The following is a 26,905-nucleotide window of genomic DNA, read 5'->3' on the forward strand; positions in this document are numbered from 1 at the left end:
CAAAGCCGACACAGAGTATGGCTGATTTTGATCTGGCCGCTGTTGGTCGAGACCGGGCGCATTTTCCAGGAGGCGTGGAGACCGACTGTAACTCTTTGGGGCAGCTCAGGTGACCCGCGATGTTCGCTGCCGCGCGGTAGAGATAGGACCGGTGAGTGTGTGAGCGCGAGCCGTTTCGCCCTAGCCTGATTTCATCCGTAGTAGCGGGACCTATCGCGTTGAGGCGTTTTCTCCCGCAATGAATGGGCCTTCGGTAATGGTAAGCTCGGACTGGCGAGGTGTGGCGTGCGTACCGGCAGCCCATTGGCCTACGCTAGTGAACCATGTCAGGGAGTTTGACCCGAGTGGATTAGCTCCCCAAGAGCATGGGAGCGCAGGGCGTTAGCCGGTTGGAAAGTGGGATTACGTGTGGCGTGACGATGGGATTACAGCTAAAGGGCTGTCTAGAGTTTAAGCGGTGTTGCCTGGATGACTAGACCACGCAGCCAGAACCGAGAAATCGCGACGTAGTTAGTCCGATCACCTCTCGGCAGCGAGGTGGGACACCACGAGTTCAGAGTGAGCATGTTAGGGACACTTCGATCAAAAATTGTCGGCCTTCCGCGAAACTGGAAGAAGGCCATACTTATTTGCTTCGATATTGCTGCGCTGACGATTGCGCTGTGGGCAAGCTTTTCTCTCCGGCTGGATCGCTGGTCATTGCCGCGCGACTTGGCCGAGATTGCCATCCTAATATCGGCGCCTGCGGTGGCCGTACCCCTCTTTGTTCGCATGGGCCTCTACCGCGCCGTTGTCAGATACCTTCCGGAGCGCGCATTATGGACCATGATCCAGGCCGTGACGGTCTCGGTGGTGTTTTGGGTGCTGGTTACCTACTTTTCTCAGCTAATGGCAAAAACGGTCGTACCGCGCTCCGTTCCGATTATTTATTGGGCACTCGCTACCATCGTAATCTGCGGCAGCCGCTTTGCCGCGAAGTGGGTCTTCTGGCCATCGGTCGCCGGAACGTGGCGGACGCGACCGGCGATGATGATCTACGGTGCCGGTCAGGCAGGTACTCAACTCGCAATGTCGCTGCGACAGTCACACTTCGTCGTCGGCTTTATTGATGATGACCACGCACTGTATCGGCGGGAAGTGGCCGGGCTGCGTGTCTATTCGCCCAGCCAACTGCCCGCGCTTATTCGCACCTATGGCGTCAAAAAGGTCATCCTTTCGATCCCCTCCCTCACAGCCAGCCGCCGGAAAGAGATCGTAGCCGAGCTCAGTGGACACGGCGTGACCGCTCAGACCATTCCCAGCGTCATGGATCTGGTGACCGGCAGGTACATGGTCAGTCAGGTGAGAGACATCGAGATCGACGAACTGCTCGGCCGCTCGTCGGTGCCGCCCGACCTCGATCTGATCAAGGAAGTGATCGTCGGCAGAACGATCATGGTAACCGGAGCGGGCGGATCGATAGGGTCCGAACTTTGCCGGAAGATCGCGCGCTGGCACCCGCAACGTCTTGTGCTCTACGAAGCAAACGAATTTGCGCTCTACAACATTCATCGCGAACTTGAGGCGCTGGGTGACGTCACGGTGGTGCCGGTTCTCGGCTCGGTGACGGACGAGAACCGTGCTTCGGAGACTATGCGCCAACATGGTGTCGAGGTGGTGTACCACGCCGCTGCACACAAGCACGTACCGCTGGTCGAAGCTAACGCGCTTGAGGGCATCAGAAACAATGTCTTTGGCACCAAAACTCTTGCCGAAACGGCATTCCGATTGGGCGTTAAGGACTTCGTGCTCATTTCTACCGACAAGGCAGTACGCCCAACCAACGTGATGGGAGCGACCAAGCGGTGGGCGGAACTGATTGTCCGCGACCTGGCCGATCAGGCGGCGAAAAAGCAGTCCGGCCAGCGCTTCAGCGCGGTTCGTTTCGGCAACGTGCTGGGGTCCAACGGGTCGGTGGTGCCTCTGTTCAAGGAGCAGATCGCGCATGGCGGGCCGGTCACCCTCACCGATTCGCGAATGACCCGCTACTTCATGTCCATCCAGGAGGCAGCGGAGTTGATCGTGCAGGCCGGCGCCTTGTCCAATGGCGGTGACGTTTTTCTGCTCGATATGGGCGAGCCGGTGCTCATTTCGGAACTCGCCGAGAACATGGTCCGCCTTGCCGGGCTGTCAGTGCGATCCGCGAAAAACCCTGAAGGTGACATCGAAATCGTGGCTGTGGGCAAGCGTGCGGGAGAAAAGCTCTTCGAGGAGCTCTTTTACGACGAATCGACCGCGGCAAGGACGCGACATCCTAGGATCCTCTACGCTGACACCGCGAACTTTGATTCGATTTGTGACGCCCTGCGGGAGCTGCGCCTAGCTCTCGAGCAGGAAGATGAGCCGCATGCGCGCCATGTGCTGTTCGACATCGTTACACGGAGCGACTCCAACGCCTCGACGGTCTCCGACGGAGATATATCCCGGCCCGGCGTATCGCTGTGAAGATCGTAGTCACTGGCGCCAGCGGCTTTGTCGGCCGACAGATCGTCCCCCGCCTGCTGCAGGCTGGAGCGAGGCTGTTGCTTGTAGGACGTACGCCTGAAACTCTGCGGGCAACATTTCCCAGTTGCCAGTGCATATCATATTCCGAACTGGCCAGTGCCGGGCGGGGGTTCGATTTGCTGTTGCATCTCGCGGTACGCAACAATGGTGATCCCGGCTCCTATGAGGATTTCGCCGGGGTAAACGTCGACCTTGCACTGGAGACTTGCCTCTCCGCCCGCGACGCAGGCATAGGGCGCTTCGTCTATGTTTCGTCAACACATGCCCTAGACGACCGAAACCTGTCGCCCTACGCCACAAGCAAGCGGGCCGCGCGCGATGCGCTGGACGAGTTGACGGGGATAGAACGGACTTTCCTCTACCTGCCGGCCGTTACCGGCGCGGGGTCGTCCGGGAGACTGGGGGCACTGAGCGAGCTCCCCGGCCCGTTGCGGTCGAGCGCAATGACGATCTTGGGGGCATTGAAACCGACTGTCGATGCCGGACGGTTATCGGCAACGATCCTAGAGCTGACTTCGTGCGCCGCGGCCTCGCCGTCATCCCTCATTGTTAGCAACGGGCAGGCCGGGAACATAGCTTTTACTGTCTCCAAGCGCGCAATTGACCTGGGTTTCGCCTTGGCCGTGCTGGCTTTGCTATGGTGGGCGATGATCCTTGTCTGGATCGCTGTCAAACTGCAGTCGCCGGGGCCGGGAATCTTCCGGCAGCAGCGGGTCGGATATAACGAGCGGGTGTTTACATGCTACAAGTTCCGGACAATGCAGGAGTCGACGCCTCAGCTTGGCACACATCAAGTGTCCGCTTCGGCGGTGACACCCTTGGGCAGGTTTTTGCGGCGCTCTAAGCTGGATGAACTACCACAAGTCTTCAACATCCTGCTCAATCAGATGAGCCTGATTGGTCCCCGTCCCTGCCTGCCCTCACAGACCGAACTGATTGAAGCGCGCCGGGCACGTGGCGTCTTCAAGATAAAACCGGGAATAAGCGGACTTGCCCAAATCAACAACGTGGATATGAGCGACCCGCCCCTGCTGGCCGAATGGGACCACCGCTATATTGACCTGCAGAGCTTGCTGCTCGACCTGCGCATTATCCTGGCCACGGCGCGGGGCGGCGGGTCCGGAGACCGAACTAAGTAGGCGCGAACTTAGTTCTTGTTCCCGAGCGCAAGAATGTCCCTCGCCATTTCTTCCATGATGACCGACCGCGCAAACTTCGCCCTGAACGCCTGCCTGTTGATGGGGCCGCTCAGGTCCATTTGACCGAAGGCGTCAACCATCCCTTCCACATCACAGGGATGGAATACGGCGCTGCCTGCGGCCTCCCGCAGCAGAAACTCGGCCGCGGAACCGGCGACCCCAGCGAGAATCGGCTTGCCAGTCGCGGCATACTCGAAGATTTTCGAAGGCAGAACCTTCCGGAATGCATCTATGTCGTTGAGATGCAGAAACAGGACGTCGGCCGCCCGATAATGCTCTTGAAGATGGGCACGCGGCATCGCACCTAGAAGCTCGACATTGCGCACGCCGCCGGCAGCCAGACCCGCTTCGAGTTGGCGACGGCGGCCACCGTCGCCAATGACGCGAAATCTCGCTCGCCCGTCCAGCAGCATTGCCGCCTCCGGCAGGATATTATGCAGCCCCTGCCCGTCGCCGATATTGCCGGCATAGAGGACCAGCGGCAGTTCCTCTGAAGGCGTGGGCGCCTTCGTGAAATCTGCAGTCAAAAACTCTTCGTCGATGCCGTTCGTGAAAACCTTCAGATCCGCGTTCGGAGCAACTGACCGCACATGATCCAAAAATCCTACAGAGACGACGTTGAGACGCTTCGCGGACCGGAACGTCCGCCTCTCGAGCCAGCGCATGAAGGGCAGCACCAGACGCACGGCGTTGCCCTTGAGCAGGTCCGAGATGGTATCAGTGAAAAGATCCCGTATATCCAGGTATAGCGGCGCCCTGACCTTGCGCGATATCCAGGCGCCAAGTGCAGCAGTCATCAGCCGCGATGAAGTGGCGAAGACAATATCCCAGTGCCCGTCTCGCGTAGCGGACATCGCCGCGCGAGCATAGCTGAGAAATGCGCGGGATTGATCCACCATACCACTCTTGTGCGGCGGCAGCGCGATCCGCGTTACTTTGACGCCGGGTTCGTCGCCAAAGGCTTCTGTGACCGTCTCCAGTGAACTGTAGCGGTTGGGTACCGTTGTGATGACGTCGATCAGCAGGTCTTGGCCCGCGACCTTGCACAGCGCATCCACCAGCGCCTTGGTCCGGAACGAACCGGCGCTGAGGTCAGGCGGGTAGTAGAAGCTCAGGATGAGAACCCTCATGGCGCCATTCCTATCATGGTCTCATGTGCCCAAGGCAGGCTGCCGGTATATGATATCACGATGCGGCTGGTTGGAACCGATACCCCGAAACGCGGGTGCCAGGTCGCCGGCTCGATGGTCAGCACTGCATCTCCGGACGCTCGCAGCACCATGATCTTTGCACCTTCGGCATCGGCAACGCAAACGGCGCCTGCTTCATGGACGAAAGGCAGCAGACCCTCGCCGAGCGGGAATACGATGCGGATGCTGTGCTGACCTGTGCCGGTTATTTCGTCTCGCACGACCAGCTCGCTTTCGCTCAGGTCCAGTGATCGGCGATGGTGACGTATGCCATTGCGTCCGAAGTAGCCGTCATGGGCGGCGGAGGCATGGACCGAACTGCTTCCACCCACAAACGTGGCGTCCAGCACCTTGGCCCGGCGGCCGACACGGAATCCGCTCCAGACGTCAGAGGAGTTGCTGTCGTCTACCGTTACGGTGGCATGCGCCGGCGTCGAGCGTTGACGGAGCCGCTCGGGGCCCACGCCATACTCGGAGGTGCCGCCGTTGACGATCACGCGGCGTTCCCCGATCGATATCTCGATGGAGAGCGTGTCCGCGTGGCCGTGGGCAGGCAAGTAGGTCGGGCCAACCACGGCCATGTCGAACAGAACCAGCATGCCCCCTGCCTCAAGACGCGCGTAGCCGCTGCTGGACAGCCACAGCGAGCCGGTGGACTGTGCAACGGGAAAGCCGAGCCTACCGGCATAGGCAATCACTTCGGCAACCGAAGGCGCGATGCCCAGCGCAGCGTCATTGAAGAAGCTGATCTCGCCATCGGCATGGCACAGGGTTTTGAGCCACTGGCCCATGGGGCCAACACGGCTGGTGAGCATGTCGCCGAGCGGTGCCGACGATGGAAAGACCGCATCGGGCGCGGTCCCGATCATGTTCAGGAGATCGAGAACGTCTTCGTATGCCAGCACATGATACATCGTGCTGAGTTCGAAATGACCACCGTCAGGCAGGATTTGCTCTTCGATTTCTTTCGACAGGATTGCGGCGCCCTGCTTCAGCCAGCCTTGCGCCTCCTTGCCCTCGAAGTATAACCCGGCAAAGACCAGTGCCTTAGCATTGGCGAAAAGATGATTGCCGAGCAGGTGCCACTCGAGCCGCTGCGCAAGGTATCGGGTCTGTGTGGCAAGGCTCAGCGCGAACCCCTCTGGCAGCGAGGCGCCTGCACGGGCCCACTTGATCCAGTTCACGATGCGCAACGAGGTGGGGTATGGCTCCCATCCGACACCCGCGCCAGGGGCGTTTTGTCGTATCCAGCTGTCGATTATGTCGTGCTGCCAGTCGTTCCGGGAAGCGGCGTCAACTGCATTGAGGTCATCAAAATAGTGCTGGTTGTACCGCCACAGTTTTGACCGGGCAGGACCGTCCCATCCGATCTCGTCGAGTTGGCCAGTGAGGTTGAGAAACTCGAAGCACCGCGCCGCGGGCAGGCTCGGGCTGCGTCGCGCAGGCATGACCCAGCGACCTGCAGGTTCGCGCAAGGGCGGCGGCGGAGACAAATCCGGACGAGGCCGGGCCATGCGGAACCAGGCGCGTCCATAAATCTGGACGGGGCGAAGGTGGCGCAGCGTGTGCCAGTAGCGTAGGATTTTTCCAGGCACTGCCGCTAGGATCCTGCGGATCGGGCAAGCGGCAGCGTTTCAAGCACGTCGACGATACGCTCGGCGGCCCGGCCGTCCCACTTGTCGGGAATGCCACCCTCCTTCCACGAACCCGCGAAGAGCCTGTCGAGCGCCGGCCGAAGCGCGGCAGGATCGGTGCCGATCAACTCGTTGGTGCCGACTTCCACCGTCTCGGGGCGCTCGGTCGAGTCGCGGAGCGTCAGGCACGGTACACCCATCACGGTGCACTCTTCCGTGATGCCGCCTGAATCGGTAATGACGGCTTTGGCACCTCTGACAAGATAATTGAATTCGAGGTAACCCTGCGGCTCGACCAACTGGATGTTGGACGGAATGTCAGCCATCTCCTGGAGTGTTGTCACTGTTCTGGGGTGGGCCGGATAGATAACTGGCAGCGCCCGTGTTGCTGCGCCGATGGCCTTGAGCAGCCTGGCGAAGTGCCCGTCCCGGTCGACATTTGAGGGTCGGTGGAGCGTCATGACGAAGTAACCGCCTGCCTCCAGGGCGAGCTCGTCGAAGAAGGCTGGCTTGATCAGGCGGTCGATGTTGGACAGCAGGGCGTCGATCATCGTGTTGCCAACGAAGTGTATCCGGCTGTCGGCGACGCCACTCCTCAGCAGGGTGTCAGTGGCACCCTGGCTGGTGGTAAAGAACCAGTTGCTGATCGCATCGGTGGCCAGCCGATTGATCTCCTCAGGCATTGTCCAGTCACCTGAGCGGATACCCGCCTCCACATGGGCGACCGGAATGCGGAGCTTCTGCGCGGCAATGGCGCAGGCCAGGGTGGAGTTCACGTCGCCGACGACCAGACAGAGGTCGCATGGCGCCTCCAGAAGCAGCTTCTCATAGCGCACCATGATCGCGGCGGTTTGCTCGGCCTGGCTGCCGGAACCGACCAGCAGGTTCACCTCCGGCTCGGGTATGCCCAACTGGCGGAAGAAGTTGCCCGACATGCGCTCGTCATAGTGTTGACCGGTATGCACAATCCGGCAGGTCACCGTGGTCTTGCCTGCCCGCCTGGCGATTTCGTGGGCGATGGGCGCCACCTTCATGAAGTTAGGGCGCGCGCCCACGATCATGTCTACCAGCATGGTGTCCGTCTTGTGTACGAGGAAGACTATGACAGCTGCAGAACAAGCACCTGCCGTTGATGAACCCTAGTCCCTGGCGGCTTCCGCCAGTTCTATCGAAATCCGGCTGACTTCAAATATCTCGCCGACGTCGATGGGCGCCGGCCCGCCATTGCGCAGCGCGGCCATGAACGCGCCGACGCAGGCCTGATTACCCTTGTCCTGCCGCCAGAGGTTTAGCGATGAGAAGCCGTCCCATCCCCAGCCGCGCATCCTGCGGAAATTGTCCAGTTGCAATACCCGCCCCGCACAGAATACCTCCAGTCGTTCCTTTGGAAAGGCCCGGTGCCCGTTCGCCAGATAATGGATGGTACCCACCGACCCGTCGGCAAAGCTGAGCACGATGGTCGCTTTGTCGTCACGCGGTCCGGCCGAGGCGGCCCTGCCAAGGGTGACGATGTGCTGGGCCGTGATTCTGGCGCCTGACAGGTGGCGCAGCAAGTCGATGAAGTGGCAGGCCTCGCCGATGATCCTGCCACCACCGACAGCACTGTCCTGTGTCCAGTGGTCAGATGGGATGCTGCCGGCATTGACTGTCATCACGAAGCTCTTGGGGCCAGCCACTGCGTCGAGCAGAGCCTTCATCCTGGTGACCTGTGCGGCAAACCTCCGGTTGAAGCCGACCATCAGCAGCTGGCCTGGCCGGCTGGCAACCTCGGCTTCAATCGCTGCGAGTTCGTCGTGAGTCAGGCACAGTGGCTTTTCGCAGAAGACGTGCTTTCCCGCCTGAAGCGCGGCCAAAACCTGGCGCGCGTGCAAGTCGTGCCTGGTCGCGACGACGATTGCATCGGCGTCTGAATCGGCAATTGCGGCTGCGCCGTCGGTGCTGACCTGCAGAAAACCGAATTTGCGGCCGGTGTGCACGGCGCTCACGCCGGCTCCGCTGACAACGGTCCGAAGGACGGCACCCGCTGCCTTGAAGGCAGGAATGAGCACGCGTGCCGCGTAGTTGCCCGCCCCCAGGAAGCTGACCGCAGCTCCCCCTGCCGCTATGGACGGCTTCGGCAGCTCAACTGTCCGCAACGCCTGGCCCGCGACGTGTGCACCGGCAAAATTCAGCACGATACCCAGAGACGGCTCGCCCGAAACCAGCAGGCCGAAAGCGTCGGCGGCGTTTTCCAGGTCAAAGCGGTGGGAGATCAGCGGACCAACATCGAGCGCGCCGGATGCCATCAGATCCAGCACGGCTTCGAAATTGCGCTGTTCCGTCCAGCGCACGAAGCCCACGGGGTAGTCCTGTCCACCCTCTTCATAGGCGGGGTCGTAGCGGCCGGGGCCATAGGAGCAACTGACCTGGAACGTGAGTTCCTTGCGGTAGAAATCGGCGCGTGACAGTTCCAGTCCCGTCACCCCCACCAGGACGATCCGACCGCGCTGGCGACACATCTTGGCCGCCTGCGTGACCGGATCGCTGCTCTTGGTCGAGGCGGTGATGATGACCGCATCCATGCCGACGCCGCGGGAAAATGCCGAGGCGGCGAGCTGAGCATCCTCGCCGCCGCCAACCTGCACCGTCTCGGCGCCAAACTGCCGGGCCAGGGCCAGGCGTTGCGGATCGGGATCAAGTCCCAGTACACGGACGCCCTGCGCGCGCAGCATCTGCACGGTGAGCAGTCCGATCATGCCCAGGCCGATCACGGCAACCGCTTCACCGAGCGTCGGATTGACCAGCCGGATCCCCTGCAGGCCGATCGCGGCGAGCACGGTGAAGGCCGCCTTCTCGTCGCCGACAGCGTCCGGAACACGGGCGCAGAGGTTCTTGGGAACAACCACGATCTCGGCATGCTTGCCGTTGCTGACAACGCGATCACCGATTGCGAATCCGTCGACGCCGCTACCGATCTCGCTGACCCGGCCCACATTGCAGTAGCCAAGCGCCAGCGGTTGATCCAGCTTGCTGCGAACGGCATCAAGCGTCGTGGCCAGCCCGTCGGTGGCGACCTTGGCCAGCACGGCACGGACCTGGTCCGGCTGCTGCCGCGCCTTGCTGATCAGGTTGGCGCGCCCGAACTCCACCAGCATGCGCTCGGTGCCCGCGGACACGACGGTCGCCGAGGTCTCGATCGCCAGATGCCCGGCCCCGGCGCGTGGCGCCGGAATTTCAGCGACCTCGACCTGGCCGTCATTGAGACTTTGTAAGATCTGCTTCACGCCGCAATCCCCGCACGCATCAACAACTGCTCCCGCTCCACCGGGTTCGGATAGTTGATCAAAACTGCCCTGTATTTGCCCTTGAACACGAACAGGCTGCCGGCGGCCGCCCCGACGATCCCGAAAGCGCCGATGAGCCGCTCGATATCCGCCAGCGATCCGGCGCCGCCGAGGACAGTCATCGGCAAATGAATCGCATTGCGCATCCTGGTGATCAGATCAATGTCGTAACCCTTCATTTCGCCGTCATGGTCTACCGAGTTGACCACGATTTCACCGGCCCCCAGGGCTTCCAACTTCTGTGCAAAGACGACCGGATCAATGCCCGTGCGCTTCGTGGCATTGTGCGTCACGACGTCGTACTTCTTCAGCAGCCCGCCTCGCTTGACGTCCAGAACGACCGCGATGCTCTGGCTGCCCACGGTCGCCGCCGCCTCGGAAATCAATTCCGGTCGCGCAACTGCAGCGGCGCTCATGGCGATCTTCTCTACGCCCAGTTGAATGATGTCGCCTACCTGCGCGCTTGAGCTGACACCCCCGCCATAGCACAGGGGCATCCGGCACTCGGTCGCGAGGGCCGAGATCACCTTGTAGTTTGGGGGCCTGCCTTCCCGTGTGGCATCGATGTCCAGCACGATCAGTTCGTCCACTTCCTTCTCGTTGAAGATGCGAACGGCGTTGATCGGGTCACCGACATATTTGGGACTGCCGAACTTCTGCGTCTTGTACAGCCCGCCCTTGTGGATGAGCAGTGTCGGTATGATCCGCGGTCGTAACACGCTAAGCCTCCGCGAAATTCTGCAGCAGCTTTATGCCCCACTGATGGCTCTTCTCCGGGTGAAACTGAGTCCCGTAGACATTGCCCGAGGCCACGGCGGAGACAAACGATGTTCCATAGGTCGTCCGGGCAAGAACGTCCTGCTCGCGGTTCGCGGTGACGACAAAGGAATGCAGGAAGTAGTAGCGCGGCTTTTCAATGTTGCGGAACAGGGACTGACCGTTGGCCGTAGTCACGTCATTCCAGCCCATATGTGGCAGGCGAGTTCTCTGGTTGAGGCGTTCCACGTCAAGTCGGACGACGTTCGCATCGATCCAGCCCAGCCCTGCCATCTGGCCCTCGTCGCTGCGCTTGGCCATCATCTGCATGCCCACGCAGACCCCCAGGACGTCAACTTTGCGATTGAGCACGAGGTCGTCCAGGGTGTCACGCATGCCTGACTCATTGAGCCGGCTCATAGCCCAATCAAAAGCGCCGACACCCGGCAGGATGATCTTGGTTGCCTGGGACAGAACCTCTGCAGTCCTTGCGGCAACCACCGGCAAGCCAAGCCGCTTATATATGTTCTCGAATGCCCGGATGTTGCCGAGACCATAGTCCACAAGTGTGATCAACGCTTGCCGCCAATCTCAAGACCAAGTGCACGCATCACCCAGGCCCCGACCTCATAGATCTGCCCCTGCGACTTGAAGTCCTTATAGCTGCGTTTGGGCAAGGTCATGTAGCTGTTCAGTTCGTCGACCGAGATCCCAAGCTTGCTGGCCACGAACTCCAGGTCGTAGCGAATGGTGCTCTCGTCGAAGGATGGCTTCTTGAGCAGCTCAACGGCCTCGTCCCGCGTCATCTGTCCCGTCAGGATCAGGCTGGAATATTGTACCTTGCGAACATCGTAGCCGAAGCGCTGCGGTAACCAGTAGCTCTCGTAGAACCGGGTGAATCGAGACTCGAAATGTTTCTGTGGGTACGGCTGCCAGCCGAAGCGGGACACCAGGGCGGCCATCGCCTCGCTCTTGATGTATGGCAGGTGATTGAGCGGGCGAACCGCCTTGATACCTTTGACATAGGGCAAAACGATCTTGTGCCAGACGATGGAAGTCAAAGGATAGTTGTGCAGCGGTCGCTGCCCATACTTGTGGTGAATATCTTTGATCTGCCGAGAGTCCGATTGATAATACATCCACTCGACAGGATTACGCACACACTCGGTCGACAGGTTCCCCCCCGTCAGAATGTACTTGACGTTATACTTGTCGGCAAACTTGTACATTGTCGCAAAGAAGGCATTGTCCTGGGGTGCATCCAGGTGCGACACCCCGGACTTGAAGAATGCCAACTGGAGATCTTTCATCTCCTCCCAATCAATCACCTCGGTGAACAGGTCAAGCCCAAGCCCGTCTACCAATCGTTCGATGTTGTTGACCGCCTCTTGGCTGTTCCAGCCGGCATCGACGTGGAAGACCAGGGGCCGCAATCCCAGTTTTTCTTTGGCGATGTAGGTCAGATAGGAACTGTCAATGCCTCCGCTCATCCCGATGATGCAGTCGAAATCCTTGCCTTCACCTTCCTTCTTGATGCTCTCTACCAATGTATCAAGGGCGCGTGCGCCCCGTTCGTCGGTGTGCCATCCGGGGAGGGTCCTGGCGTAGAAAGTTCGGCAATGATCGCAAACGCCGTGCTCGTCAAATTTGATCACGGAGTCGGTCGTGTCCATGACGCAGTTTGAACAGACCTGAGCGTTGCTGGAAGTCATCGTTGATAGCATTTCATGGTTTCGGCCAGGAAGGCGAGGGTCTCGTCGGCGCATCGGCGCCAGCTATAGTTTTCGGAAAGGCGTTGCGCTCGGGTACGAACGCGATCTCTGAGTTCACTGTCTACAATGAGTGCGGCAACTGCACGGTGTATCGAGCCATCGTCTTCGGGATCGAAATACGTCCCGCCGTTCTCGAGAACCTCAGGCATGGGCCCTCGAGAAGAGCTGGCAATCGGCAGCCCCGCCGCCATTCCCTCAAGGAGAGTGTTCGGCATATTTTCGCAGCTGGAGGCAAAGATAAATAGGTCCGCTTGAGAAAGGCGTTCTGGAAGGTCGCTATGAGCGACAAAATCCACCGCCTTAACATACTCACTCTTGGGATCGCTTTGCCTGATTTGGGCATCCAGTTTTTCCTGCGCCGCTCCGCGCCCCCCACCAATCAGGGTCAGGTTGACGTTGAACCCATCGCGGCGAAGCGACTCGACGGCCCGCACGACCACCCACTGATGCTTGTAAGGGGCAGAGTTTGATACGTACACGCATTCGATGGCCTCACCGTTGCTTGGCCAGGGCTTGCGTTGGTCAGCCCTTAACCGAAACGCTTCGCCGACGCCATGTGGAATTTGGCGCACATTGGCCAGTTTTCCGCACGATTTCTGGATCACATCCGCAGCGTACGCCGTCAGAAAGATCGCGCCCGAGGCGCGCCGCAGTGAGCTATTTTGCATATGGCGCAGCAGCAGCAGCCGCAACCCAGCCCTGCCCCAGCCGAACCGATCGATTTCGCCCGGCTCGTAGGACAGCATGTCCCGGCTCATCGTTACCGATGGGCTGAAACGTGAGACGGTTCCTGCATCCGTATTAAGGACGATCGAGCACTTCTGATTGGCAAGCTCCCTGGAGAACGTCGCGCGCTGCCAGTGCAACTGGTGAAAAATCGACTGCTCCAGTGCGGCAGGATTGTGTCGCACCAGCCAAGGCCGATCGGGCAGCTTGTTGAGCAAGGCGCCGTAGGACCAGACATGCACCGACTCGAATCCGAACTGTTCCGGCGTGGCGTTCTCCAGCAGTCCGATCAAATGCGCCCGGGCCCCGCCTGAACGGTTGCGGGATGCGTCAATTCCCAGCCGCATTACTTGGGCCCAAACTGGAGGTCGTGCCGTCGTGCCACCGTACGAAACAGCTTCCATGCCACCTGACACGCCAGAAGGAACCCGAAAAGCAGCATCAACTTGTACATGTAGATGTAGCCGTACCACGCCAGGCGGGGCAGATAGAAAACCGAGGCGAGCGACCAGGCCGCTATCAGACCGGAGGCAGCAAATCTGCCCAGCAGGCTGAAATATTTGCCGACGAGAAAGGCTAGGGCTATGGCCCCCATGATACCAAAATTCAGGTAGGCTTCTGCCGCGAAATGACTACCCCCCAAGGTGTCAGCCTCGCGCATCAGAACCTCTGACATATCCTCCGCCCGTCCCGGAAACCAGTTCAGGCGGCTCGGCACTATCCGATACACATATTGCTGAAGCGTCTTGCCATATTGCCACTGCAGCTTCCGTGTCTCGGTTAGGCCAACGATCGCGACAAGGGTATAAGCCGATGGGCCGATCGTGGACAAAGCAACGCCCCGGCTGAGTCCGGTGTGAATAGCGAGTTCTCGAGCGTTCGCCACGGCGGATTGCAATGTCGGAGCCGCGGCTTCCACTTGCGGGAGTGGAGCCACCTGAGGTGTCAGTGACGAAGTAGGCTGGGACACCCGCGTCGGCGGAGCAAAAACCGCGTGGGATCGCAACAACCCCACGCTCTCGAACATCAGCAGCACAGAGACCGCCATCACCAGCGCGGCAGGCACCCGCCGCCAGTTGATCACCCCGCCCAACACCGACCATACCCGCGGCCCGTGAGCCGCAAAGACTAGGATCGGCAACATCGACTGGATTAGGATTTCACTGCGATTTCCATGAAACAGCCAATAGGCGATCACCGCATACCAGAAAACATAATCGTACCAGCGACTCATCCGAGTGCGGACCATGTACCAGGCGGAGGCAGCGCAATAAAGTACCGGCCACCCCGAGAACCAGCCCGTGCTAGCGGGTTCAACCTCGCCATAGTTGCCGGACAGTATGGTGGAAGTCCTGTTCGCAAGTACGGTCGTGACCACCATGCACACCGCCAGCGCCAGGGTGCCCGGCCATGGGGAGCGCTCTTGGACGCGCAGCAACGACACCAGACCGCCCTGCCGCCTGTCACTGCGCGCTGTGGCTACGACCAGCGCGGCACACTGGAACAGAACGATGGCAAGTGCCTTGGCAATCCACTCGGGCTGATGAAAGCCGATCCTCAAGGATGAGCCCAGCGCCACCAGCGAAGCATCCGAAACATGCGATATCAGCAGCGGGTAGGCCGACGCGAGCAGCAGGAGCACCATAACCAGACTGGCGCTTGGGTCAGTCGGCGACGGGCGCAACGCCACTATCGTGAGGCACAATGAAACGGCTGCCACGAGCACCAGAGTCGCGTCATCAAGCAGGACGGTGCCCAGCCCCGCCAACGCAAGCAGGGCCGCGAACACCGCATACTCAAACTGCCAACTTTGCCTCTCCAGCATGAGCAATTGCGCAGCCGGTGTTTGTCTAGCTTGAGACACTCCGCGCTCCCGAAATCCGATACATGCCGAAGCTCACCAGCATCCATGCCAGGGTGGCAATCGCGCCCGAAGTAGCCGCGCCCACGGCTCCAAGGCTGGGAATCAATGCTACCGACAACCCTACATTGAGAACGATGCACAATAGGAGGCCTGGCAGGGCCCGATGAGCCCCCGCGCTCATTACCAGGCTGTGGTGGTAGAGCGCAAACAGGCAAAGAGTGGCTTCGTTGAGCAGCAAGATCTGCAGTACAGGACCGCTCGCCGCAAACTCTGGCCCAAAAATCATCGCTTGGACTGACCCCGCAAAAGCACCAACACATACGACTACCGGCAATGCAAAAGCCAAAGCGGCAAGTTGGGCCTTGCGGATCAATTGCCGAAGTAGTTCGCTATCGCGGCTGGCCTGTGCCTGAGCCAGGAGCGGCATGACCCAAGACTGAACACCTGCCAAGCCTATGCCCGCAAGCGACGCGGTTTGCTGAGCGACTCGGTAATACCCTGTTTCGGTGTGGTTCGCCAGAGCCCCCGTCAGCATGAGGGAGATATGAGTGACCACGGCACTTGCCAGTGTGATGGCGAGGACGGGGCCGAAGGCCCTCAGCCAGTTGCGCGGGTTGACCTTGATCGTGCTTGCCGCATATCCGGCGATGGTTCTGAGCTGCAGGCGCATCAGCAGCCAGGCAAGGGTAGCGGCGGCGACGATCGCTGCCGCCTGAAGCACCAGGGCCTGGTGCGCGCCCATCACCGCGCCCGAAAGCAGATAGAGCCCGATCAGCACCAGAAAGAGCACCGGTCGAGCTATGGCATCGGGCACCTGACCGAGAATGCGCCAACCCAGCGCTCTCGTTATGGCCCCAAGGTTCGCGGCAAGTGGATAGGCAGCGCTCAGGGCAATGACGAAAAGCAGGCTCTCGATCGAGGTCCAGCCGATCCATACCACGACCAGCCCAACAACAAAGACTGCCAGGCTGTACCCGGCCGCCAGCATACAAGTCGCCCAGAACAGTCCGTTGACCGCGCCCCAGTCGTCGACATCCCGGGCCGTCGCTATCTCCCGGGTCAGGAACTGGGTCCAGCCGGAAAACAGAGGTGTAGCGGCGAAGATCGCGAATGTGACAAGGAGCGAAAAGTAGCCCAGCGCTTCAGGCCCCAGGTAGCGGGCCAGAATCGCGCCGGTGAGGAAAGACGCTGGCAAGGCGGCAAACCGGACGACCACGCTCGCCAAGATTTCCGTTCGGTCCCTTTTGAACTTCAACGCCAATCCACCCGGTTGACTCTCGCCATTGCTTGAGGAAGCGACCCGCTGAAGATCGCGCGTCTATCCGGCATATGTGTCCGGATGATGGGCGTGCCGAAGAAACGGCTGGATGAAGTATGTGTCGTTCGGATCAAGCGTCTTGACCTGCACGGCAGGGTTGCCCGCCAAAAGGATATACGTGGTAAGGCTCGGCTTGCTGACGACGGCGCCCATGCCAACGAACGTCCCCTTGGCGACATTGGCCCCGGGTACAAAGCTGCAGCCGGCACCAACATAGCACCACTCGGCAATCTCTATGGGCCGGATGTCTTCGAATTTGCTGGGACTCAGTCCATGAGTGAACAGCTTTGAACTGCGTCCGGCAAGGATCGAGTTCGCGCCCATCGAGATGTTCCCTGAAGCCTCGAGGAAATGGAACCGCCGGATCGAGCAGTTTCGGCCCATGAGAAGGGCGCCTATGCCCCCTCCGGCAATCCAGTTGAAGTCGCCGATCTTGGACCCCGTCGCCAGCGACAGCGTCTTCAAGTTCCAGATCAGGTTCATATGCCCGATATTGACGTGGTCACCGATCTCGATCGTGCGGGCATTGATGATCGAGAAACCGATGTAGCAGCCCTTGCCGATCTTTGCGCCCGTCAAGCGCAATATGGGCAGCTTGAGCACACTCGGAAGGATGCTGAGACCGATGACTAACAGAAGTCGGACAACTCGCATTGCCGGGCACCGCCTAAGTTGCACTACAAACGGAGGTCGGATTCACTGCTACCGAACACGCTCTTGATATCCATGAGCACATGGTTCTCCCGACCAAGCGCCCGAAGCGCCTCGGCCCCCGCAGAGGCGAACATGTCATGGGCCACTGCCAGCACGATTCCATCATACTGGCCCTTGCCGGGCTCTGACACCAAGTCCAGACCATACTCGTGCTGGGCCTGTTCAGGGTCGGCCCAGGGATCGTGAACGTCGACGTGGGCGCCGTAGTCCTGCAATTCCCTTATAACGTCGATCACCCGGCTATTGCGCAAATCCGGGCAATTTTCCTTGAATGCGAGGCCCATGACCAGCACCTTGGCGCCCTCAACATGGATGCGCCGTTTCAGCATGGCCTTGACCATGCGCTCTGCGACGTAGCGCCCCATGCCATCGTTCAGACGGCGTCCGGCCAGAACGATTTCCGGGTGATACCCCACCGCCTGCGCCTTGAATGTCAGGTAGTAGGGATCAACGCCGATGCAGTGCCCGCCGACTAGGCCGGGTCGAAACGGCAGGAAATTCCACTTGGTGCCGGCGGCCCTCAACACGGCATCTGTGTCCAGTGACAACTTGTCGAAGATCATCGCCAGTTCGTTGATCAGGGCGATATTGAGATCGCGCTGGGTGTTCTCGATGACCTTGGCGGCCTCTGCGACCATGATAGACTCTGCCTTGTAAGTGCCGGCGGTAATGATCTGGCGGTAGAGGGCATCAACCAGCTCGGCAACTTCCGGAGTTGATCCGGACGTGACCTTGCGGATGTCGGGAAGGCGGTGGATCTTGTCCCCCGGATTGATGCGCTCGGGCGAATAGCCGGCGAAGAAGTCGACATTGTATTTCAGGCCCGAAACGCGCTCCAGAACCGGAACGCATTCTTCCTCGGTAGCTCCGGGATAGACGGTAGACTCGTACACGACAATGCTGCCTGCCCTGATTGCCTTGCCCACCAGTTCGGAGGCCGAGTAGAGCGGCCCGAAATCAGGGCGCTTGTGCTCGTCGATCGGGGTGGGCACCGTGACGATGAAAAGGTGGCAGGAAGCTAGGTCCGCAGGATCCGCCGAGAAGCGCAGATGCTGGGCCGTCGCCAGTTCGTCGGCGCTGACCTCACGGGTTGCATCGTTGCCATCCCGCAGCGCAGCAATACGCTTCCCACTGATGTCGAAGCCCAGCACGGATCGGGTCTTGCCGAACTCCACCGCCAACGGCAGGCCCACATAGCCAAGCCCGATCACGGCTATTTTCAGGTCTTCAAGGGGTCGCAAAATCACGCCGCGCTCCGATTCCAATGAAAATCGGGCCTTCCATAGCATCTTTGGGGCCTGATGCCAGTCCTTGGCGGACGATAGTGAAGGGCCAGGATGCGCTCCGCACCATCACCGCTTGAAGACGGTTTCCGTTATATGTAAAAGCCGCGCTAGTCGGATGCGGTCGTCGCCGGCGCGAGATGCTTCCTGTTTTGCAGGCTATTGAGAGTATTGCCAGTGGCAGACGCCCGCCCCAAGAGCGGCTATCCACGCCTGAGCGTGTTAGTCCCCGCCTACAATGAAGAGGATGGCATCGCCAGCGTCATCGCCGATCTGCAACTGCACCTGACCGACTTCGAGATCATCGTCATTGACGATTGCAGTACCGACAAGACAGCCGAGCGCGCTTCAGCGTTCGAAGGCGTGCGTGTCATCCGACTCCCCTATAATCATGGCTATGGCGCTGCACTGCGCCGAGGAATCGAGGCTGCTACCGGCGACACGATCGCCTGGTTCGACGCCGATGGAGAGCATCGTGCCGAAGACCTCGCTGCCATGGTCCTGCGCTTGCACGACGAAAGGCTCGGGGCGGTTCTCGGCGCTCGTCAGGCCTCCGTCTCGGGTTCCCGACTCGCTGGAAAACTCTTGATTCGGCTGTTCGCCGTGCTGCTCGGGCTGGGCTATGTGCGGGATTTCAACTGCGGTCTGCGCCTGTTTCAGCGTGATATCATTGAGCGTTTTCTGCTTCTGCTTCCCGAAGGCTACAGTGCCAGCACGACCAGTACGTTCCTCACCATCCGCCTTCACATTCCCTTCCGCTTCCACCCGATCACGCTGCGCCCCCGCATTGGCGAGAGCAAGGTCAGACTGGCGGACGGCTTCAAGACGCTGGTTACGGTGCTCCGCATCGCCAGCCTTCTGCAGCCCCTCCGTCTGTTCGGCGCCATAGCCAGCGGCTTGGCGTTTGCAGGCCTGGTATACAGCGCCGTGGTAATGATCGTGAATGGACAGGGTCTGCCCGTCCTGGGTGGCGTGATGATCATCAGCGCATTTCTCATCTATGCGTTGGCGGTGCTCGCCGATCAACTCAGCTTGTTGCGGCTCCAGCACAGCATGGATGTCGGTCTAACGAAGCTGCGAAGCCGGGATGCTCATGACTGACAAGCTCGCCAACGCCTTTCACGATGCGCCGCCCCCCGAATGGGCACTCCGGCAGCGCAAGTCTGCGCCCCAGCAAGCGTGGGATTTCCTTGGTGCGCCCCTGCGCATGGTCGTGCTTCCCGATCATCAGTCGGAACGGTTGCACTTGACCTCGCTGCGTGCCGAGCGTCTGCGCATCTGCCTGCCCGAACTGCGCGGCCGCGTGCTGGATATCGGGTGTGGTGACAACATGCTGCTGCGGCTCTACCGGTCGCATTCGCCTGGGCAACCGAGCACGGACAGCGTCGGGGTCGATGTTCATCCATGGTCCGAGGAGGTCATTCAGATCACCAGCTCGGCCGAGCTGCCGTTTGACAATGGCTCTTTCGACACCATCACCTATCTTGCCTGTCTCAATCATATTCCCGAGCGCGCGGAGGCTCTCAAGGAAGCCAATCGCCTCTTGCCATCTGGCGGCCGAGTGGTCGCTACCATGATCGGTTCGTTCGTGGGCAAAGTCGGACATGCCATATGGTGGTATAGCGAGGATAAGGAGCGCGAGATGCATCCCGACGAGCTGATGGGACTGGATGTGGCCGAGATGAAGCGATTGATCGCGGATGCGGGTCTGACGCTGACCGGGCACCGCACCTTCGGTTATGGCCTCAATAATCTCTTCGTGGCGGAGAAGCCTTAGCGGCTATGTGTGGCATTGCCGGACTCATCAACTTCGACCGCAGGCCGATTGACCAGGTATTGGACCAGATGGCCGATGCCCTGGCCCATCGTGGGCCAGACCAGAACGGGGTCTGGCGCCACATTCATCCAGCACACAAGATAGGTCTGGCGCATCGCCGGCTGTCCATACGGGATCTGTCTACCGCGGGACGGCAACCCATGGTGAGCCAGTGGGGCAACTGGGTCATCACTTTCAATGGCGAAATCTACAACGACGGCCCGATGGCGCAGGCACTGGCCGCCGAGCATGGCGTTGAAATGCGGACGTCATGCGATACCGAGGTTCTGATCGAGGCCCTGGCCTGCCGCGGCCCGGTCGCCATCCGCGACCTCAACGGCATTTTTGCATTCGGCGCCTATGACACAGCCAGGGGCGAGCTGCTGTTGGCGCGCGACGCCTTTGGCGTCAAGCCTCTCTACCTCTGGCGTGCACCGGACGGGAAAAGGCTGGCCTTCGCTTCCGAGGTCAAGTCGTTCCTGGCCATTCCCGGCTTTGGCCGGCGCATCGATCCCCATGCGCTGGCGACCCTTCTGGCTCAGGGTTATGTGGGGCCCGAAAGCTCGCTGATGGCCGACGTGGTCAGCATAGCCCCCGGCCAGGTCCTCCGCATCGGCCCCGACGGCGAGGCCAGTGAACTGTTCCGCGTCTCCACCAGCCTGAAGGCCGGCACGCCCGGCCAACAGGTGACCATCGATGACGCGGCGGCCTGGCTCCGCCCGCACTTCGAGGCCGCTGTCCTGAGACAGCGAAGCTCGGATGTACCACTGGCCGTGTGGCAGTCTGGGGGCGTTGACTCCAGCCTTGTTAACGCGGCCTGCGGTGCGCCACGCCCTCGTGCACTGACCGTCGGCAGCAGCAATGCCAGCTTTGACGAGTCGGGCCCCGCGCGGGTCATTTCGGACCTTCTGGGCTCGTCTCTCGACGTCATACAGCTCGATACCGATGCCGATGAGGCGCCGGCATCGGACGTCTTTGCCGATCTCGTCTGGCATATGGACGGGGAGCTGGCCGACAGCTCCGCTCTAGCCGTCAAGCGGCTCTCGGCGGCCACCAAACGTCATGCAACCGTTGTCCTGTCCGGAGATGGGGCCGACGAGCTCTTCGGGGGCTATGCGACCTATGCGGCAACCAGACTAGCGAGCCGCGTTGGGCACATTGTCCCGGGCGGTCCGGCGCGTGCCGCTGCGCGCTTGCTGCTTGCCCAGTCCGCCTCCGGCGCCAGTCGCTACCCGAAGCTGGAATGGGTCGCCCGGTTCCTGCAGGGCCTGCCCCAGGGCCACCTCGCCCACAGCGAATGGCGACGGTATGCCATGCCCTGGGATATGGAAGGGCTGCTAGGGAGCACTGGTGGGGATCCCCTATTGGATTACCGGATGGCGATAGCAGACGCGCGCGGCCTAGACAAGGCGGGGGATCCGGCAAGCTGGGGTCAGGCGGCCGACCTCTCCTACTACCTGCCCGGCGACATGCTCATGAAAGTTGACCGCATGAGCATGGCACATGGCGTCGAGGCTCGCGTCCCGTTCCTCGATCTGGAGTTCGTGGGACAACTTCAGGGCATGGCGTCGGCGTTGCGCCTGCCATCACACGGCGAGACCAAGCCGCTGCTGCGGCGCATGCTTGCGAGCTACGGACTGCCGCCAGAAATCGTGAAGCGGAAAAAGACTGGGTTCAATGTGCCGTTGGCCAGCGAACTGCGCGGCAGATATCGCACCGCGCTGACCGATCTTCTGATCGAGGGCAGCTACGTAGAACCCTACCTGAGTGCGGATTACACGCGAAACCTCGCTCGCGAACATCTCGTCGGCTCAGGCAATCATGCCTATTTGCTGTGGACACTGATGACTTTCGCCCAGTGGCGCAAGCATCTTGGACCGTAGGAGCACAATGGCAGACCGGATACGCGAGAAAACAGAGCAGACCATCGCCGATTTCGGCGACCAGTGGTCGCGCTACACCGACAATGATGGCTTCTATGCCAGCCAGGAGATGTTCGCGGACATCGTCGGGCCGCTGCTGCCGACTGAGGCCCTCGCAGGCGCCCGGTGTGCCGAGGTGGGGGCCGGCTCAGGTCGTATCACCCTGATGCTGCTAAGATGCGGTGCGGCTCATGTGACCGCCATCGAACCGTCCCGCGCCGCGGAAGTTCTACGGCTCAATATCGCCGACTTTGCCGACAAGGTCACCATCGAGCAGGAGCGGGGCGACAAATTCGCTGTCGGCGGCCTCGATTATGTGGTCTCGATCGGCGTGTTGCACCACATTCCGGACCCAGGCTCCACGGTGCAGCGCATGTTCCAGTCGCTGAGGCCTGGCGGACAGGCCCTTATCTGGCTCTACGGGCGGGAAGGAAATGCTGCATATTTGAGTGTGGTCGAACCGCTACGCTGGGTCACTCAAAAACTGCCCGTACAAGTCAATGCCGGCATCGCCTGGCTCCTCTATGTACCCTTGGCGGCCTATATCAGACTATGCCGCTGGCTTCCGCTGCCCATGCACCACTATATGCGCAGTGTGCTCGCACCATTGGCCAAGGGCGATGTCCATCTGGTTATCGTCGATCAGTTGAACCCTGCTTGGGCGAAGTACTATCGCGAAGACGAGGCACGCGAGCTACTGGCCGCCGCCGGGTTTACGGATGTGACGCTTTATCACCGGCACGGCTATAGCTGGACGGTACGAGGAACACGACCTGAGTAAGGCTGGCAGCCAGAGCTAAAGCTCGAATGTATCCTTCAGGCTCCGCTTTCCCAGCAATCGCAAGGTGAAATTGCGACCCGCCCGCAGGACCGGATAGAGTAGGCGCGAAACGGTCGGCGAATGAAATATGGCCGCGTTGAGCTTGTTGAACACGTCGCTGCGACTGCTCATCAGCGCCAGGCGATTGATGCAGTCGGCCCCGTAGTAAATCTCGCCGTTGAGCACCAGTGCCATGCCTTGGTCAAGCGGCATACCGGCCGTTTCAAACTCGCGCACCAGGTCCGGCCGTTCGCGGGCATCCACCAATTGCAGGCGGTTCAGCGACTCCCGGAGTCGTTGATAGGCCACAAAGCGCGAACAGAACGGGCATTCGCCATCGTAGATCACGACGGCCTTTCCGGCCCATTCAGGGCGCTCACTGAGCTTGGACAGCGAACTCATAGCGAGAGTTTCCTACCGGGATCCGCGTGACGCGACCATCCGGACCAACCGAGACGCAGCTTGCGTCGACAGCCAACACATAGGACTGCACTGAGCGGAGATCAAGCGCGGCAAATTCGTCATATCCCCAGGGGGAAGACCAGATGTGGTGAGGGTAAATGTCGTAGACAAATCGGCCACTGCCGTCTGCCGAGAGTTCCAGCGCCTGAGCGTGGTGATGATCGATCACCGCTTGGATACGGACGCGCGCCTCGCTGGGCAATGTCCACGGCCGTGCCGCGGCGGGGCAGTCCTGCTGCATCTCACGCAGGATGTTCGCGTCTCCTGTCGTGCCCCAGGTGCCAGTGGGCAGGTAGCTGCCCATGGCCCCCGTGAAGCGCTGCTGGGCCACGCCGATGGAGTCGTTGAGGAAGAAATTGGACGGCACCCGAACCGCTTCGCCGTCCGACGTCACAGCCTCGAACATCACCTTGTTCACCCCGCCGGTGTCGAACCAGGCCAGCCGCGCGATGGTGAACGACAAGTATGGCGCCGCCAGCACAACCAGGCAGCCGAACACAAGGGTCGCCCTGGGTACTGGCCGGGCCTGACGGCGCATGGCGTCGAATGCCAGCACGAACGCCGCATTGAGCACGATCCATTTCCAGAAGAAAATGGCCGACAATAGGAAGATGGCGACATGAATGAGATCGTAGAAGAAGGTCAGCACCGCCGACATGCGCAGCGACAGCAGCACGAATAGCGCGGCAAGCTGGCTGACCACGACTGCAGCGTTGAGCGGAGTGTTGGCGATGACCAGCCACTGGTAGAGCCAAGACTCTCCAGAGACGATGTTGGGCAGCACCAGCATCCCCAGATCCTGCGTGTGCACTGTCAACATGTATGTCGGATTCTGCAGGATCCAGGTCAGCGGCGTGGCGTTAGCCAGGAAGACCTTGTCCAATCCCGAATAGAAATAGTTGGACAGGTGGATGCCGGCGAGGGCGACGACGCAGCCAATGAAATACTGCTCGGGCGCAGCCAGAACATGGCCTGATCGGCTCCAGGGCAGGACCTTTGCTCGGGATGCCAGCAGTTGGAATACTGTGTAGAGGGCGAGGAATACCCCTGTCATCAGGGCCAGATCAGGGATGATGATGTAGTCGGAGCGCCCCGAAATCGCTCCGCCGATCGACTCGCCGAGGGCAACTTTGGACCATTGTAGCGCAATGGCGGGAACCAGCACCAATGCCGGGCGGAATATGGCCAGCGACCCGATAAGCACCGGGATCCAGACACTGTTCGTCCATTCCGGCTCCAGCCCGAGATCGTAAGTCTGCCACGACCCTGCTAGGTAAATCACGCAGTTGAGGTTGATGGCGAAGAGCACTGCCATGAATGGGAATGGCAACGCGCTTCGCTTCCAGCCTAGCCCGAGCAGCAACAGTCCCGAAATCAGAGCTACCCGGAGCGGACTGCTCCCCCGCAGCAGCCCGAGTTCACCCTCGAGCAGGGCAAAGACCACCAGCGCAACGACCAGCAGCCCGATGACCACACCGGTTTCCTTGAAAAGTCGCCCGGCACGGGGGGCTACCGCATTCGCTAAGCTCAAGGCGTCCCCCTAACCAGGTCTCACTCCGTGCCAATTGGGAACCTATAGCGGGCAGTCCCCACCGGAATCCGCGAGACATCGCCCTGCGCGCTGACCGAAACGCATCTGGCATCAATGACCAACTCGTACAATTGCACCGTTCGCAGATCAAGGTTCGCGAACGCCCCGAACATCCACGGCGCCGACCAGATATGATGCGGGTAGAAATCGTAGGAAAACCGGCCACTGCCGTCCTGCGAAAGCGTGATCGCCAGGTCGTGATACTTGCCGATCAGCGTCGACACCAGCTTTCGGTAGTTGTCGGACAATTCCCAAGGCTGCGCGCTCTGCACGCACTGTGTCATCATGGCGTCGAATACGCCCGCATCGCTAGTTGTCCCCCACGTGCCGGTGGGCAGGAATCCGGGCATGGCGCCGGCAAATTTCTGCCGGGCGATGATTAGTGAACCATCGAGATAAAAGTTTGATGGCACGGTAACGCGGGTACCTTCATCCGTGACCGCCTCGATCCGGACCTCGACAACGCCAGGCGTATCGAACCACGCCAGCTTGGCGATGCTGAACGAGACGAAGGGTGCCCCCACAACGATAGCGCATCCCAGCAGAGAAACGGCACGTGGCAGCACAATTCTGCTTCGCCTGATACTGTCGAAAGCCAGCACGAATCCTGCGTTGAGAATGATCCACTTCCAGAAGAAGATTGCCGAAAGTGCAAAGATCGCCAAGTGCATCAGGTCATAAAACACGGTCACCGCCGTCGAGGCCCGCATCGAGAACAAAACAAGGACCACGAGCAACTGAGAGATCAGTACCGCGATGTTGATCGGTACATTCAGCATGGTGACGTAGGGCAGGATATTGGATCCGGATCCCAGGACGTTGGGCAGGGTCATCAGGCCGAAATCGGCGGTGTGGATGGCCAGAAAATAGGTCGGGTTCTCCAGTACCCAGGTCAGCGGCGATGCGCCCGGCAAGATCAACTTCTCCAGACCAGAATAGAAATAGTTCGAAAAATGAACGCCCGCCAACGCCACCACGCAGGAGACGAAATAGAAATCCCTGTCGAGGCTCGGAAATTTCCAGCGGTGCTGTTCCGGAATTTTGGCGGAAACCACGGCATGGATGGACAGGACAGCCATAAAGAGGACAGTCAAAATCGCCAGGTCCGGAATGATGATATAGTCGGCACTGCTCGATACGCCCGAGCCGAACTCCCGCGCCAGATGCACCTTCGACCATTGCATGGCGATGGCAGGAACCAGAAGGAAGGCCGGCCGGAAAAGCGCGAGGATGCCAAACGCCACGGGCACCCACACCGAGTCCGCTGCCGGATTGTCGAAACCCAACTGATAGGTCGGCCACGCGCCTGCGAGATAGACCACGCAGTCGACATTGATCACGAGCAGGATCGCCTGGGCGGAAAATGGCAGATCCTTCCTTTGCCATCGGGCACCGATGATCATGATTGCGGAAAGAACAGTGAACTGGCCAGCGCCAGGACGTTGCAAGACATCTCCAATACTGATCAGCGCATGGAAGCACGCAAACGCAATGGCGATCAGTGAAATCGCCACCATCGTCTGGGACGGGTGCGGCGTCTTGGCGGACGCGACGCCGTTTGCGATATCTTCCGATGCGCTCAACGCTGCCCTCAGCCCCTCTTCGCCCCCTGCCCGCTCAAGCGCCGTGGTTGATCAGGCCCAGCACGGCGACACCCGACAGGATCAGGGCCATACTGACAAAGTGCAGTGGTTGCAGGTTTTCAGAAAACAGCCACCATCCGGCTATTGGCACCAGCAGGAACACCAGCGACAAGGACAGATAGCTTGAACTCAGCGACGCAAATCGGAGGGCGTAGAACCACAGCACCTGTCCTGCGCAGGATACAAGAAAGCCGACAACGATGATCGCCAGCACCTTCGGCGCGAAGATACCAGCCTCCGCTTTGGATTCCTCGGCAGCAAATTTCATTATCACCTGCGCCGATGCAGCGATGAGCGAGATCAACAGGAGCAATACCCAGTTCATGAT

The 26,905-nt window shown here is 60.4% G+C and carries 22 protein-coding genes; 6 read left to right on the top strand and 16 right to left on the bottom strand.

Annotated features, from left to right (window positions below; genetic code table 11):
• Nucleotides 1-564: 564 nt before the first annotated feature.
• Both ACXYMS_RS07445 and ACXYMS_RS07450 read left to right on the top strand, forming a co-directional pair.
• Complete coding sequence (locus ACXYMS_RS07445) at nt 565-2,484, top strand: polysaccharide biosynthesis protein (protein WP_458905085.1); 1,920 nt, start codon at nt 565-567, stop codon at nt 2,482-2,484.
• The gene (locus tag ACXYMS_RS07450; RefSeq protein WP_458905087.1) at nt 2,481-3,683 is read left to right on the top strand and encodes a sugar transferase; all 1,203 of its coding nucleotides are present in this window, start codon (nt 2,481-2,483) and stop codon (nt 3,681-3,683) included. Before ACXYMS_RS07445 ends, ACXYMS_RS07450 begins: the two co-directional genes overlap by 4 nt.
• Nucleotides 3,684-3,691: 8 nt before the next feature.
• Here the strand turns inward: ACXYMS_RS07450 and ACXYMS_RS07455 are convergent, their stop codons facing one another.
• The 12 genes from ACXYMS_RS07455 to tviB all read right to left on the bottom strand — a co-directional run bounded on the left by ACXYMS_RS07455 (nt 3,692) and on the right by tviB (nt 18,287).
• A complete protein-coding gene (locus tag ACXYMS_RS07455) occupies nt 3,692-4,873 on the bottom strand; it encodes a glycosyltransferase family 4 protein (RefSeq protein WP_458905089.1) in 1,182 nt (393 codons plus the stop codon).
• Nucleotides 4,870-6,381, bottom strand: a complete 1,512-nt coding sequence (locus ACXYMS_RS07460; protein WP_458905091.1) for a heparinase II/III family protein — start codon at nt 6,379-6,381, stop codon at nt 4,870-4,872. The genes ACXYMS_RS07455 and ACXYMS_RS07460 overlap by 4 nt, the downstream gene beginning before the upstream one ends.
• A 152-nt stretch (nt 6,382-6,533) precedes the next feature.
• Nucleotides 6,534-7,640: a non-hydrolyzing UDP-N-acetylglucosamine 2-epimerase gene (wecB, locus tag ACXYMS_RS07465; protein ID WP_458905093.1), complete on the bottom strand. Its 1,107-nt coding sequence runs from the start codon at nt 7,638-7,640 to the stop codon at nt 6,534-6,536.
• A 66-nt stretch (nt 7,641-7,706) separates the two neighbouring features.
• Nucleotides 7,707-9,830 carry a bi-domain-containing oxidoreductase gene (locus ACXYMS_RS07470; RefSeq protein WP_458905095.1) on the bottom strand — a complete coding sequence of 708 codons (2,124 nt, stop codon included), beginning with the start codon at nt 9,828-9,830 and terminating at the stop codon, nt 7,707-7,709.
• Nucleotides 9,827-10,609 carry an AglZ/HisF2 family acetamidino modification protein gene (locus ACXYMS_RS07475; RefSeq protein WP_458905097.1) on the bottom strand — a complete coding sequence of 261 codons (783 nt, stop codon included), beginning with the start codon at nt 10,607-10,609 and terminating at the stop codon, nt 9,827-9,829. Before ACXYMS_RS07475 ends, ACXYMS_RS07470 begins: the two co-directional genes overlap by 4 nt.
• A 1-nt stretch (nt 10,610) precedes the next feature.
• Nucleotides 10,611-11,210, bottom strand: a complete 600-nt coding sequence (gene hisH, locus ACXYMS_RS07480; protein WP_458905927.1) for an imidazole glycerol phosphate synthase subunit HisH — start codon at nt 11,208-11,210, stop codon at nt 10,611-10,613.
• Nucleotides 11,211-11,218: 8 nt separating this feature from the next.
• Nucleotides 11,219-12,370, bottom strand: coding sequence for an N-acetyl sugar amidotransferase (locus ACXYMS_RS07485; RefSeq protein ID WP_458905099.1), 1,152 nt, complete (start codon nt 12,368-12,370; stop codon nt 11,219-11,221).
• Entirely contained in the window at nt 12,355-13,437 is a 1,083-nt protein-coding gene (locus ACXYMS_RS07490) for a glycosyltransferase (RefSeq protein ID WP_458905101.1), read from the bottom strand. Before ACXYMS_RS07490 ends, ACXYMS_RS07485 begins: the two co-directional genes overlap by 16 nt.
• A gap of 53 nt (nt 13,438-13,490) precedes the next feature.
• Complete coding sequence (locus tag ACXYMS_RS07495; RefSeq protein ID WP_458905103.1) at nt 13,491-14,975, bottom strand: hypothetical protein; 1,485 nt, start codon at nt 14,973-14,975, stop codon at nt 13,491-13,493.
• Nucleotides 14,976-14,994: 19 nt separating this feature from the next.
• On the bottom strand, nt 14,995-16,263 hold the full coding sequence (locus ACXYMS_RS07500; RefSeq protein WP_458905105.1) for an oligosaccharide flippase family protein: 1,269 nt from the start codon (nt 16,261-16,263) through the stop codon (nt 14,995-14,997).
• A 63-nt stretch (nt 16,264-16,326) separates the two neighbouring features.
• Entirely contained in the window at nt 16,327-16,980 is a 654-nt protein-coding gene (locus ACXYMS_RS07505) for an acyltransferase (RefSeq protein ID WP_458905107.1), read from the bottom strand.
• A 23-nt stretch (nt 16,981-17,003) separates the two neighbouring features.
• Complete coding sequence (tviB, locus tag ACXYMS_RS07510) at nt 17,004-18,287, bottom strand: Vi polysaccharide biosynthesis UDP-N-acetylglucosamine C-6 dehydrogenase TviB (protein ID WP_458905109.1); 1,284 nt, start codon at nt 18,285-18,287, stop codon at nt 17,004-17,006.
• Nucleotides 18,288-18,500: 213 nt separating this feature from the next.
• On the opposite strand from tviB, the gene ACXYMS_RS07515 reads away from it, so the two are divergent.
• The 4 genes from ACXYMS_RS07515 to ACXYMS_RS07530 all read left to right on the top strand — a co-directional run bounded on the left by ACXYMS_RS07515 (nt 18,501) and on the right by ACXYMS_RS07530 (nt 22,842).
• Complete coding sequence (locus ACXYMS_RS07515; RefSeq protein ID WP_458905110.1) at nt 18,501-19,424, top strand: glycosyltransferase family 2 protein; 924 nt, start codon at nt 18,501-18,503, stop codon at nt 19,422-19,424.
• A complete protein-coding gene (locus ACXYMS_RS07520; RefSeq protein WP_458905111.1) occupies nt 19,417-20,100 on the top strand; it encodes a class I SAM-dependent methyltransferase in 684 nt (227 codons plus the stop codon). Before ACXYMS_RS07515 ends, ACXYMS_RS07520 begins: the two co-directional genes overlap by 8 nt.
• A 68-nt stretch (nt 20,101-20,168) precedes the next feature.
• On the top strand, nt 20,169-22,022 hold the full coding sequence (asnB, locus tag ACXYMS_RS07525; RefSeq protein ID WP_458905928.1) for an asparagine synthase (glutamine-hydrolyzing): 1,854 nt from the start codon (nt 20,169-20,171) through the stop codon (nt 22,020-22,022).
• Nucleotides 22,023-22,029: 7 nt separating this feature from the next.
• The gene (locus ACXYMS_RS07530; protein ID WP_458905113.1) at nt 22,030-22,842 is read left to right on the top strand and encodes a class I SAM-dependent methyltransferase; all 813 of its coding nucleotides are present in this window, start codon (nt 22,030-22,032) and stop codon (nt 22,840-22,842) included.
• 15 nt (nt 22,843-22,857) lie between these two features.
• Here ACXYMS_RS07530 and ACXYMS_RS07535 read toward each other — a convergent pair whose 3' ends face one another.
• The 4 genes from ACXYMS_RS07535 to ACXYMS_RS07550 are packed head-to-tail and all read right to left on the bottom strand — an operon-like array spanning nt 22,858 to nt 26,902.
• Entirely contained in the window at nt 22,858-23,283 is a 426-nt protein-coding gene (locus ACXYMS_RS07535) for a DCC1-like thiol-disulfide oxidoreductase family protein (RefSeq protein ID WP_458905115.1), read from the bottom strand.
• Nucleotides 23,258-24,874 (bottom strand): hypothetical protein, encoded by a 1,617-nt coding sequence (locus ACXYMS_RS07540; protein ID WP_458905117.1) that lies wholly within the window; start codon nt 24,872-24,874, stop codon nt 23,258-23,260. Before ACXYMS_RS07540 ends, ACXYMS_RS07535 begins: the two co-directional genes overlap by 26 nt.
• Nucleotides 24,875-24,894: 20 nt before the next feature.
• On the bottom strand, nt 24,895-26,517 hold the full coding sequence (locus tag ACXYMS_RS07545) for a hypothetical protein (RefSeq protein WP_458905118.1): 1,623 nt from the start codon (nt 26,515-26,517) through the stop codon (nt 24,895-24,897).
• A 34-nt stretch (nt 26,518-26,551) separates the two neighbouring features.
• Nucleotides 26,552-26,902, bottom strand: a complete 351-nt coding sequence (locus ACXYMS_RS07550) for a hypothetical protein (protein WP_458905120.1) — start codon at nt 26,900-26,902, stop codon at nt 26,552-26,554.
• Nucleotides 26,903-26,905 lie beyond the last annotated feature (3 nt).

The sequence above is a fragment of the Devosia sp. CAU 1758 genome (genome assembly GCF_054482695.1).

Bases quoted from the DNA above. Each gene is read 5' to 3' on its own strand.
- ACXYMS_RS07455 (WP_458905089.1), bottom strand. From the start codon at position 4,873: ATGAGGGTTCTCATCCTGAGCTTCTACTACCCGCCTGACCTCAGCGCC.
- ACXYMS_RS07505 (WP_458905107.1), bottom strand. From the start codon at position 16,980: ATGCGAGTTGTCCGACTTCTGTTAGTCATCGGTCTCAGCATCCTTCCG.
- ACXYMS_RS07530 (WP_458905113.1), top strand. From the start codon at position 22,030: ATGGCAGACCGGATACGCGAGAAAACAGAGCAGACCATCGCCGATTTC.
- ACXYMS_RS07550 (WP_458905120.1), bottom strand. From the start codon at position 26,902: ATGAACTGGGTATTGCTCCTGTTGATCTCGCTCATCGCTGCATCGGCG.
- ACXYMS_RS07445 (WP_458905085.1), top strand. From the start codon at position 565: ATGTTAGGGACACTTCGATCAAAAATTGTCGGCCTTCCGCGAAACTGG.
- asnB (WP_458905928.1), top strand. From the start codon at position 20,169: ATGGCCGATGCCCTGGCCCATCGTGGGCCAGACCAGAACGGGGTCTGG.
- ACXYMS_RS07485 (WP_458905099.1), bottom strand. From the start codon at position 12,370: ATGCTATCAACGATGACTTCCAGCAACGCTCAGGTCTGTTCAAACTGC.
- wecB (WP_458905093.1), bottom strand. From the start codon at position 7,640: ATGCTGGTAGACATGATCGTGGGCGCGCGCCCTAACTTCATGAAGGTG.
- ACXYMS_RS07520 (WP_458905111.1), top strand. From the start codon at position 19,417: ATGACTGACAAGCTCGCCAACGCCTTTCACGATGCGCCGCCCCCCGAA.
- ACXYMS_RS07535 (WP_458905115.1), bottom strand. From the start codon at position 23,283: ATGAGTTCGCTGTCCAAGCTCAGTGAGCGCCCTGAATGGGCCGGAAAG.
- ACXYMS_RS07460 (WP_458905091.1), bottom strand. From the start codon at position 6,381: ATGCCTGCGCGACGCAGCCCGAGCCTGCCCGCGGCGCGGTGCTTCGAG.